Below are 9235 nucleotides of genomic sequence, written 5' to 3'. Positions count from 1 at the left end.
ATCCAGCAGATGCCCTCTCACTTAAGGTCTGTTTGTTCCCTAGACAAGAACAATCATCCCAGGTCAGAGGGCATCTGCCCGTTTACGACATACCCCCGGCCAGCACATTCACCGGTGGATCCGGGTCTGAGGTCCTGAATGAGTCATTCAAGACACCGGCGACGGCCCCACTTCCCTCGGCCACCCGCGAAGAGGGCGACGCCCGAAACCGCGCCCGAACCGGCCGAACCCACCCTCCCTGGACTGGTCCGAGCCCGGCGCGGCAGGATCAACCCCCGGACGTGACGTGTGGAGGAGGAGATCGTGGCCCGGCGTGAGAAGGGCGGCTTCTGGGTGGGGCTCGCCGCCGTACTGTTCTACCCGCTCACCGCCATCGGGCGGCGGGTGTACGTCGGGGCCGAAAAGATTCCGCGGCAAGGGCCCGCTCTGCTCGTCATGAACCACATCTCGCACTTCGATCCCGTCGTCGATGCCGTCTTCGTGCACCGGCAGAAGCGCGTCCCGCGGTTTCTCTTCAAGGAGAGCCTGCTGCGCGCGCCGATCCTCGGCCCGATCGTCGGCGGATCCGGGCAGATCCCCGTCTCGCGGGGGTCGGCCGCCGCCGGGGACAGTCTCAAGGCCGCTCACCAGGCCCTCGAAGACGGCAAGATCGTCGTCATCTACCCCGAAGGCACCATCACCAAGGACCCCGCCGGCTGGCCGAAGGAGTCCTTCACCGGCGCCGCGCGGCTCGCGCTGCAGAACGACGTCCCCATCATCCCCGTCGCAAGGTGGGGCACCAGCCAGATCTTCAACGGCTACACGAAGAAGTTCACGCCGTTCCCCCGCAAGACGATCACCCACTCCGTCGGCGACCCGATCGACCTGTCCGCCTACCGCGGCGGCAACACCCGCAGTGCGACCAAGCTGCGCGAGGTCACCCAGGTCATGATGGACGAGGTGACCCGGCTCCTCGCCGAAATCCGGCACGAGGAACCGCCCGCGGCGAAGCCGGGGGATCCCGTCTGATGCGCGCCGACGTGCAGCGAGTCACCGTGCTCGGGGCCGGCTCCTGGGGTACCGCCTTCGCCAAGGTGCTCGGCGACGCCGGCCGGGACGTCACCCTGTGGGCGCGCCGCGAACAGGTCGCCGAGGACATCCGGGACCGGCACACCAACAGCGCCTACCTGCCCGGTGTGACGCTGCCCGGGAACATCACCGCCACCAGCGACCCCGCGGAAGCCCTGCACGACGCCGAAGCCGTCGTCCTGGCCGTGCCCAGCCAGAGCCTGCGGGCGAACCTGACGGCGTGGCGCGAGCTGCTGCCGCCGGACGCGATCCTCGTCAGCCTCGCCAAGGGGGTCGAGCTCGGCACGCTCAAGCGGATGAGCGAGGTGATCGGCGAGATCGTCGGTGTCACGGCCGCCGATGTCGTCGTCGTCACCGGGCCGAACCTGGCCAAGGAGATCGCCGCAGGGCAGCCGTCCGCCTCCGTGCTGGCCTGCGCCGACCACGAACGCGCCGTCGCGATCCAGCGCGCCTGCGCCAACTCCTACTTCCGTCCGTACACGAACACCGACGTCGTCGGCTGCGAACTCGGCGGCGCGTGCAAGAACGTGATCGCGCTCAGCACCGGGATGGCCGCGGGCCTCGGCCTCGGCACCAACACCATGGCGACGCTGATCACCCGCGGCCTGGCCGAGATGGCCCGGCTCGGCGCGAAACTGGGCGCCGACCCGCTCACCTTCGCCGGGCTCGCCGGCGTCGGCGACCTGGTCGCGACCTGCTCGTCGCCGCTTTCGCGCAACCGCACCTTCGGTGAACGCCTCGGCCGCGGGGAGACGCTCGAACAGGCGCAGGCGGCGGCCGGAGGGCAGGTCGCCGAGGGCGTCATGTCGTGCTCGTCGATCCGGGCGCTCGCCCAGAGCGTCGGGGTCGACATGCCGATCACCGACGCCATGCACCGCGTCTGCCACGAGGGCGTCGACCCCCGCCGGGCCGGCGCGGAGCTGCTGGGGCGGTCGCAGAAGCACGAGTGGTCCTGATCTCCCGGCAGGTGGGACGCCTTGACCGGGCGGGACGCGGCTGGGACTCTGGTCGCATGTTCGCGCACGAACTCACCGAGTTGCGAGGCCGCCGCATGGGCCTCCGCTCCGCCGTGCGCGCGTGTCGCTGTTGTCGGTGAACCCAGCCCCAGCCCCGGCCCAGCTCGACACCCCTTTCTCCCCGTGAGGACCCTCATGTTCGCCGTTCCGGACAACACCCTGCTGCGTCCCGAAAACCCCGCGCTGCGCCACCCGGTGCGCGTCGCCCTCGAGGTCGCCGCCGACCGTGACCGCTGGAAACACCTCCTGCGCTACGACCCCGACGAGCGCTTCGCGACGCTGGTGTCGGAGGACGAGCACCAGGAGGTCTGGCTGATGAGCTGGCTGCCCGGCCAGCGCACCGACCTGCACGACCACGCGTTCGCCAGCGGCGCGTTCACCGTGGTCGGCGGGCACCTCACCGAGGCCGTGGCGCGCCGCGCCCCGGACGGCCGGGCGGTCACCGAGCTGCACGCCCTCGCGGCGGGCCAGTCGCGGGTGTTCGGGCCCGGCTACGTGCACGAGGTCCGCAACGACGGCCCGGACCCGGCCGTCTCCATCCACGTCTACCGCGACGCGGGCCGCGCGATGCGCCCGTACCACCTGGACCCGGTCGAGGGCCCGATCCCGGACTGACTCCGCCGCCGTTGTTGTCCGGCCGCCAGCACCCCAAGGCGGCCTTCGGTGCGTCTGACGCACCCAAGGCGGCCTTCGGTGCGTCTGACGCACCCAAGGCCGCCTTGGGGCGCTCGGGCCGGTTCGGTCAGTCCAGGTCGCCGCGGGCCCGGAACTCCCGCTCGATCCGGGGCCGGTCCGCGCCGGACGCCAGCAGCGCGTGCAGCAGGATCCGCGACTTCCGCGCGTCCAGCCAGCCCGCCATCGTCGCGCCCAGCGCGATCAGGCTCGATTCCGAGCCGTGGAAGCCGTACGTCGACCGCAGCGTCGGGCCGGCCCCGGTCCGCGACGCGACGACCACCGGCAGCGACGGCACCAGCCGCGCGATCACGTCGGCCGTGCCGGACGAAACGTGCCCCACGCCCGTCGCGGCGATCACCACACCGCGCACGTCCGGCTGCGAAGCCACGTGCTCCAAGAACGCGCCCGAGTCGTCCAGGCCCGCTTCCACCACCGGGACGAGGCCGCCGAAGTCGTCGCCGTCGAGGGACGGCAGCCGCGGCGGCGACGGGTGGAACCAGTGCACCGCGTGCTCGACGACCATGCCGAGCGGTCCCGCCGGCGCCGAGGAGAACGCCTCCAGGTGGCTCGAATGCGCTTTCCGCACCCAGCGCGCGGCGTGGACGTCGTCGTTGAGCGTGACCAGCACGCCCCGGCCACGGCTGCGCGGATCGGCCGCGACGGTGAGCGCGTTGCGCAGGTTCGCCGGGCCGTCGGGGCTGAACAGGCCGGCGTTGCGCATCGCCCCGGTGACGACCACCGGGACGTCCGACGGCCAGTGCAGGTCCAGGAAGTACGCCGTTTCCTCGAGCGTGTCGGTGCCCTGGACGACGACGAACCCGTCGGCGTCCTGGCGCAGGCCCCAGTCGAGGCAGCGCAGGAGCGTCGCGAAGTCCAGCGACGCGCTGCCGATCCCGGCGAGGGTTTCCGCCAGGACGTCCATCGGCACGTCGCCGAGCCCGCCGAGCAGCTCGGCCGCGCCGAACCGCGGAACGGCGCCACCGTCGCCGTCGACCGGGGCCATCGAGATGGTGCCGCCCAGCGTGGCGACGGCGATCAGGGGACGTGCCATGCCGCCACCCTATTCAGCCGGTCACGACGTCGCCGCGCGCTCGGCGGCGCTCCTCAGCACGCAGAACTCGTTGCCCTCCGGGTCGGCGAGCACCGCCCAGCCCGTGCCGTCCGGTTTGCGGAGGTCGTTCACCAGCGTCGCGCCGAGGCCGAGAAGCCGCGAGACCTCCTCGTCGCGCGGGATGTCCGGTTGTAGGCACAGGTGCAGGCGGTTCTTCACCGTCTTCGGCTCCGGGACGCGCAGGAAGAGCAGCGCCGTGCCGTCGTTGAGCTCGATGCCGGCCTCGTCGACGCCCGGCCGGTCTTCGTCCGGAATCGGCTTTCCCGTCACCTGGCTCCAGAACTCGCACAGCGTGTACGGGTCGGCGCAGTCGACGGACACGTTCAGCACGGACGACGGCATGGCACTCCTCGAAGTCGGGTGCCGCCGAGTTTGGCCCAGCCCCGCGAAGAGAGCGAACCGATTTAGGACGCCAGCGCCAGCCCCGCCGTCCGGTGCACCCGGCGGCTGTCGTCGACGATGAGGATCTCGCAGTCCGGGCGGTCGGCCGCCCAGGTGATGCCCTCCGTGCCCATCGCGAACGCCGCCGTGGCCAGCGCGTCCGCCGTCACCAGGTCACCGGCCACCACGGTGACGCTCATCAGGCCCGTCGCCGGCGTGCCCGAACGGCCGTCGAGGATGTGGGAGCCGCGCTCGTACGCCGCCGACGTCGCGATCGCGCCGTTGCGCGACTCCAGGACCGCGCACACCGCCAGGGGCTGCTCGGGGTGGCGCACCCCGACCCGCCACGGACGGCCCGGCTCCGGCTCGCCGGCGGTGACGACGTCGCCGCCGGCGTTGAGGCAGAACGTCGTCGCGCCCTCGGCCTTCAGCATGTCGGCCGCGCGCTGCACCGCCCAGCCCTTGACGACCGCGCACGGGTCGAGGCCGCGGCCGGGCAGCCGCGCGCGGAACGCACCGCCGGAGAGCTGCTCGTAGTACGCGCAGAGCTCCAGCACCTCCAGGAGGTCGTCGCTCAGCCCGTCGGCGGTCAGTTCGCCGCGGTCGTAGCGGCTGACCTCGCTGTCGTCGGAGAACGGGCTGAACCGGGCGTCGACGTCCCGGAACCACGCGAAGACGTCGTCGACGACCTCGGAGAAGTCCTCGTCGTCGCGCAGGTCGAGGGAGATCGGCAGGCCCATCACCTGTTCGACGCGGGTGGTCATCTCTTGCCCCTTGCGTCGATCGCGGCCTGCAGCGACGTCTTGTACGACTCGCTCGTCTCGGTCGCGCCGGTCACCGTGTCGATGTTCGCGCTCTGCGCCTGGATCGCCGCCTCCTGCAGCTTCGGCAGCGCGATGATCGCCCGCCCGTGGTCCGGGGCCTGCAGCAGCGTGATCGCGGCGAGGCGGTTGCCGGAGAACGTCACCTGGACCTGCACGATCCCGTATGCACTGGACTCCGCGGTGCCCTGCGTGGTCACGGTCCCGCCGGCTGTGTCCGGTGTGGACGGTCCGGGCTCCTTGTTGTCCGAAGTGGACGGTGTGGCCGGTGTGGACGATGATGTCGTCGGTGCGGCCGAAGTGGACGGTGCAGCGACGGCAGGCGGCGGCTGGGCGACGGCGGTGTTCTGCACCGGTCCCGGCTCGAACCGCCAGACCGCGATGAACCCGGCGATCGACAGCGCTACGACGAAGATGGTCTTCTTCACAACGTTCCCCTAGGCCGCGAGACTGAAGCGTTCGGCGTGGACCTGGGCTTTCGGCACACGCAGCTCACGCAGGCTGCGGAGCACGGCCGAAGTCATCCCCGGTGGGCCGCAGACGAACACGTCCCGCTCGTGCACGTCCGGCACCATCATGTTCAGGTTCGCCGGCCCGAGCAGCACGCCGCGCGGACCCACCGCCTGGTCCGGCCCGGTGAGCAGGTTGACGACGGCGCCGCGCGCCTTGGCCAGCTCGTTCAGTTCCGGCAGCAGCACCGCGTCGGCCTGGTTGCGGACCCGGTACAGCACCACGACGTGGCCTTCGATGTCCTCCAGCAGCGCGCGGATCGGCGTGATCCCGACGCCGCCCGCCACGAGCAGGGCGTTGGGCCGCTGCTGGTGGATCGTCGTGAAGGCGCCGTACGGGCCTTCGGCGAACACCCGCGTCCCGACGGGCAGGTTGCGCAGCCCCGCGCTGGAATCGCCGAGCGCCTTCGCGGTCAGCCGCAGGGACCGGCCGTCGGGCGCCGCCGAAAGCGAGAACGGATTGGCCTGCCACCACCGGTCCTTGGTCAGGAACCGCCACAGGAAGAACTGCCCCGCCTTGGCCGGCAGCTTGTCCAGGTTCTTGCCGGACATGTACACCGAGACGACGTCCGGGGATTCGGAAACCACCGCGGTGACGCGCAGCTGGTGACGCAGGTTCCGCCACATCGGCAGCACGACGCGCCCGGCGAGGACGGCCGCGCCGGCGCCGAGCCAGAGCGTCCACCAGTACGCCTTCGCCGGTTCCGAACCGGCGAACGACTGGCCCAGCGCAATCTGGTGCGTGAAGGCCAGCACCACCGCGGCGTAGGTGTAGAGGTGGATGAAGTGCCAGGTCTCGTAGGCGAGCCTCTTGCGCGCGAACTTCGCCGACGCGGCGCCGACGATGAGGATCACGGCGAAGGCGACCAGCGCCCGCAGGATCCCTTCGAGCGTGTTGGCCATCTCGACCAGCTCGTCGACGAGACCCTTGTCGGAGACCTCCGCGTAGCCCATGGTGATGAACACCAGGTGCGCCAGCAGGGTCCAGAGGATCGTGAAGCCGGTCCAGCGGTGCCAGGTGGTCAGCCGGTCCATCCCGAGCCGGCGGTCCAGCCAGGGCAGCCGGGCCACCAGCAGCAGCTGGAACGCCATCGCCAGCGCGCCGTACAACCCGGCGAGCCTGCCGATCGTGATCAGCACGTTCTGCGAGACTCCGGCCTGCACGAACAGGACGGTGACGGCGGCCACATTGGCGCCGAGGAAAAGGAAGAGGCCGGATTTCGCGGCGATCCGGGGGCGGATCGCCGGGCGCGCGGCCTCGGCGGTCTGCGTCATGGTGCTCACACGGATCCCCCTTTGATTCGGTTCACCAGGCTAGCCTCGGCACCGAGCCTGTGGGGAGGCTTTGCCCCGACTGTCGGAATCCTGTCGGCGCGCCGTTCGGGTACGCCGATCGGCGCGCACCGGGAGATGATGCAGTGGTGCAGACCCCTGACCCCGTGCGCCTGCTCGTCGTCGACGACGAGCCGCACATCGCCGACCTCGTCGCCACCGTCGCCCGGTACGAGGGCTGGCAGGCCGTCACGGCCGGCACCGGCCAGGCCGCGCTCGACCGGGCCGCGGAGTTCGGGCCGGACATCGTCGTGCTCGACCTGATGCTGCCCGACCTCGACGGCTTCACCGTGCTCGATCGCCTGCGGGAGGGCGGCAACGCGGTGCCCGTGGTCTTCCTCACGGCCAAGGACGCGACGGCCGACCGGATCGCCGGGCTCACCCGCGGGGGTGACGACTATCTGGTGAAACCGTTTTCGGTCGAGGAGCTGATGGCGCGGCTGCGGGCGGTGCTGCGGCGCAGCGCCGGCGTCGCGCACCGGCCCGAGGCGCGCGGCGCCGTGCTGCAGGTCGGTGACCTGACCCTGGACGAGGACACCCGGGAGGTCCGCCGCGGCGACGTCCTGGCCGAGCTGACGCCGACCGAGTACGAGCTGCTGCGCTACCTCATGCGCCGCTCGCCCGCGGTGCTGACCAAGGCGCAGATCCTCGACCACGTCTGGGAGTACGACTTCGGCGGCCGGTCCAATGTGGTCGAACTGGTCATCTCGCACCTGCGGCGCAAGGTCGACACGGGTGACGGCGAGCCGCTGATCCACACCGTGCGCGGCGTCGGGTACGTCGTGCGGCAGGCCCACCGGTGACGGGCGCGGTCCGCCGCTGGTACGGCGCCTGGCAGCGCACCAGGCTGGGCACTCGGATCACCCTCGGCCTCGGCGCGCTCGCGCTGGTGGTGTTCGCGGCCGTCGGCGTCACGACGGTCGGGATCATGCACGGCTACCTCGACCGGCGGCTCGACGAGCAGCTGTCCAAGAGCCAGAACACACAGCTGCCGCTGCTGCGCGAGACGCACGGCTCGCCGCAGTCGGTGTACTCGTGGTACTCGGCGCTGTACACGGTCACCGGCGGCGTCGCCGTTCCCGAGCCGGGCGGCAAATTGCCGGGCGACGCCAAGCAGCTGGCGAAGATCGCCGCCGAAGCGATGGGCGGCGACGTCACCCGCACCGTCTACCTGCGCGACGACGGCCCGTACCGGGTGCGGGCGTGCCCGGTCGACACCGACTCGGTGCTGCTGTCAGCGGCGCCGCAGCAGGACCTCGACGGCACCGTCCGGCAGCTGATCGGGGTCGAAGTCGGCGCGTTCGCGCTCGCCCTGGCCGTGCTGGTGATCGTCGGACGGCTGGTGCTGCGCCGCGGCCTGCGCCCGCTGGCCGACATGGCCGGCACCGCGCACGACATCGCCGCCCACGACCTCACCGCGAACCCGGACCTGCCGGTGCGCGCGGCGGGCACCGGCGGCGGCGCCGAAGTCGAAGAGCTGCGGACGGCGTTCAACGTGATGCTGGCCCACATCGACACGTCGCTGGCCGCGAAGACCGAGGCCAACGAGCGGCTGCGCCGGTTCGTCGCGGACGCCTCGCACGAGCTGCGGACGCCGCTGACGTCGATCCGCGGGTACGCCGACCTCTTCCGCTACGCGGCGGCGAACGAGCCCGCGGAGCGCGAGGCGCACCTGGCGAAGATCCGCGAGGAAACCGCCCGGATGACCGTGCTCGTCGACGACCTCCTGCTGCTGGCCCGGCTCGACGCGCGGGCCGCCGAGACGCCGTTGCGGCCCGAGCGCGTCGACCTCGCCGAGCTGGCGGGCGACGCGGCGGACGCGTTCGCCGCCGGCCGGCCCGACCACCCGCTGACTTCGGAGCTTTCGGCGGCGTTCGTGGACGCCGATCCGGTGCGCCTGCGGCAGGTGCTGGACAACCTGCTGGCCAACGCGGCCGTGCACACCCCGCCCGGGACGTCGGTGCACGTGTCGGTGACGGCGTCGGGCGGTTTCGCCGTGGTGCAGGTCACCGACACCGGGCCCGGCATCGCGGTGGGGGATCAGGAGCGGATCTTCGACCGGTTCTTCCGCGTGGACGACTCCCGCACGCGCGGCAACGGCGGCACCGGGCTCGGGCTGTCGGTGGTCCAGTCCTTGGTCAGCGCGCACGGCGGCACCGTGTCGGTGGCATCCGGGCCCGGCCGGACCACGTTCACCGTCCGGTTGCCGAGTCTGCCGCGGCTGTCGTGAGTGCCCGGACGCGATGGCAGCGCTGCCGGTCGAGTCGGGCGGGCGGACGCGCTATGTCCGCCGCGACGACGTCCTGTTCGTGGAGGCCCACG

At 71.8% G+C, this 9235-nt stretch carries 10 protein-coding genes and 1 pseudogene; 6 read left to right on the top strand and 5 right to left on the bottom strand.

Features of this window, described 5'->3' with window-relative positions; translation table 11 throughout:
• The first annotated feature begins 303 nt into the window (after positions 1 to 303).
• From ACLJQF_RS48800 to ACLJQF_RS48790, 3 genes are all read left to right on the top strand, one after another.
• Entirely contained in the window at positions 304 to 1008 is a 705-nt protein-coding gene (locus ACLJQF_RS48800; RefSeq protein WP_410617517.1) for a lysophospholipid acyltransferase family protein, read from the top strand.
• Entirely contained in the window at positions 1008 to 2024 is a 1017-nt protein-coding gene (locus tag ACLJQF_RS48795; protein WP_410617515.1) for an NAD(P)H-dependent glycerol-3-phosphate dehydrogenase, read from the top strand. Before ACLJQF_RS48800 ends, ACLJQF_RS48795 begins: the two co-directional genes overlap by 1 nt.
• Before the next feature lie 195 nt (positions 2025 to 2219).
• On the top strand, positions 2220 to 2699 hold the full coding sequence (locus tag ACLJQF_RS48790) for a cysteine dioxygenase (protein WP_410617514.1): 480 nt from the start codon (positions 2220 to 2222) through the stop codon (positions 2697 to 2699).
• A 127-nt stretch (positions 2700 to 2826) separates the two neighbouring features.
• Here ACLJQF_RS48790 and ACLJQF_RS48785 read toward each other — a convergent pair whose 3' ends face one another.
• The 5 genes from ACLJQF_RS48785 to ACLJQF_RS48765 form a co-directional block, all read right to left on the bottom strand.
• Complete coding sequence (locus ACLJQF_RS48785) at positions 2827 to 3810, bottom strand: asparaginase (protein ID WP_410617512.1); 984 nt, start codon at positions 3808 to 3810, stop codon at positions 2827 to 2829.
• 21 nt (positions 3811 to 3831) lie between these two features.
• Positions 3832 to 4212, bottom strand: a complete 381-nt coding sequence (locus ACLJQF_RS48780) for a VOC family protein (RefSeq protein WP_410617510.1) — start codon at positions 4210 to 4212, stop codon at positions 3832 to 3834.
• Between the two features lie 62 nt (positions 4213 to 4274).
• A complete protein-coding gene (locus tag ACLJQF_RS48775) occupies positions 4275 to 5015 on the bottom strand; it encodes an FAD:protein FMN transferase (protein WP_410617509.1) in 741 nt (246 codons plus the stop codon).
• Complete coding sequence (locus ACLJQF_RS48770) at positions 5012 to 5500, bottom strand: FMN-binding protein (RefSeq protein WP_410617507.1); 489 nt, start codon at positions 5498 to 5500, stop codon at positions 5012 to 5014. Before ACLJQF_RS48770 ends, ACLJQF_RS48775 begins: the two co-directional genes overlap by 4 nt.
• A 9-nt stretch (positions 5501 to 5509) precedes the next feature.
• Positions 5510 to 6856: a ferric reductase-like transmembrane domain-containing protein gene (locus tag ACLJQF_RS48765; protein ID WP_410617518.1), complete on the bottom strand. Its 1347-nt coding sequence runs from the start codon at positions 6854 to 6856 to the stop codon at positions 5510 to 5512.
• Positions 6857 to 7002: 146 nt separating this feature from the next.
• Here ACLJQF_RS48765 and ACLJQF_RS48760 point away from each other — a divergent pair, with 146 nt between their 5' ends.
• The 3 genes and pseudogenes from ACLJQF_RS48760 to ACLJQF_RS48750 form a co-directional block, all read left to right on the top strand.
• Positions 7003 to 7716: a response regulator transcription factor gene (locus tag ACLJQF_RS48760; RefSeq protein WP_410617505.1), complete on the top strand. Its 714-nt coding sequence runs from the start codon at positions 7003 to 7005 to the stop codon at positions 7714 to 7716.
• Entirely contained in the window at positions 7713 to 9143 is a 1431-nt protein-coding gene (locus ACLJQF_RS48755; protein WP_410617503.1) for a sensor histidine kinase, read from the top strand. Before ACLJQF_RS48760 ends, ACLJQF_RS48755 begins: the two co-directional genes overlap by 4 nt.
• Positions 9139 to 9235, top strand: a pseudogene (locus ACLJQF_RS48750) (DNA-binding response regulator); the annotation flags it as partial. The gene ACLJQF_RS48755 and the pseudogene ACLJQF_RS48750, both read left to right, overlap by 5 nt.

The organism is Amycolatopsis sp. lyj-109, from assembly GCF_046548995.1.
In the GTDB taxonomy this organism is placed as follows: Bacteria; Actinomycetota; Actinomycetes; order Mycobacteriales; family Pseudonocardiaceae; genus Amycolatopsis.
Note: the sequence above shows the minus strand (reverse complement) of the source record. Positions and strands in the feature narration are given on the sequence as shown.

Excerpts from the sequence above, each read along its gene's own strand:
- ACLJQF_RS48765 (WP_410617518.1), bottom strand. The coding sequence starts at position 6,856 with ATGACGCAGACCGCCGAGGCCGCGCGCCCGGCGATCCGCCCCCGGATC.
- ACLJQF_RS48795 (WP_410617515.1), top strand. The coding sequence starts at position 1,008 with ATGCGCGCCGACGTGCAGCGAGTCACCGTGCTCGGGGCCGGCTCCTGG.
- ACLJQF_RS48780 (WP_410617510.1), bottom strand. The coding sequence starts at position 4,212 with ATGCCGTCGTCCGTGCTGAACGTGTCCGTCGACTGCGCCGACCCGTAC.
- ACLJQF_RS48785 (WP_410617512.1), bottom strand. The coding sequence starts at position 3,810 with ATGGCACGTCCCCTGATCGCCGTCGCCACGCTGGGCGGCACCATCTCG.
- ACLJQF_RS48790 (WP_410617514.1), top strand. The coding sequence starts at position 2,220 with ATGTTCGCCGTTCCGGACAACACCCTGCTGCGTCCCGAAAACCCCGCG.
- ACLJQF_RS48775 (WP_410617509.1), bottom strand. The coding sequence starts at position 5,015 with ATGACCACCCGCGTCGAACAGGTGATGGGCCTGCCGATCTCCCTCGAC.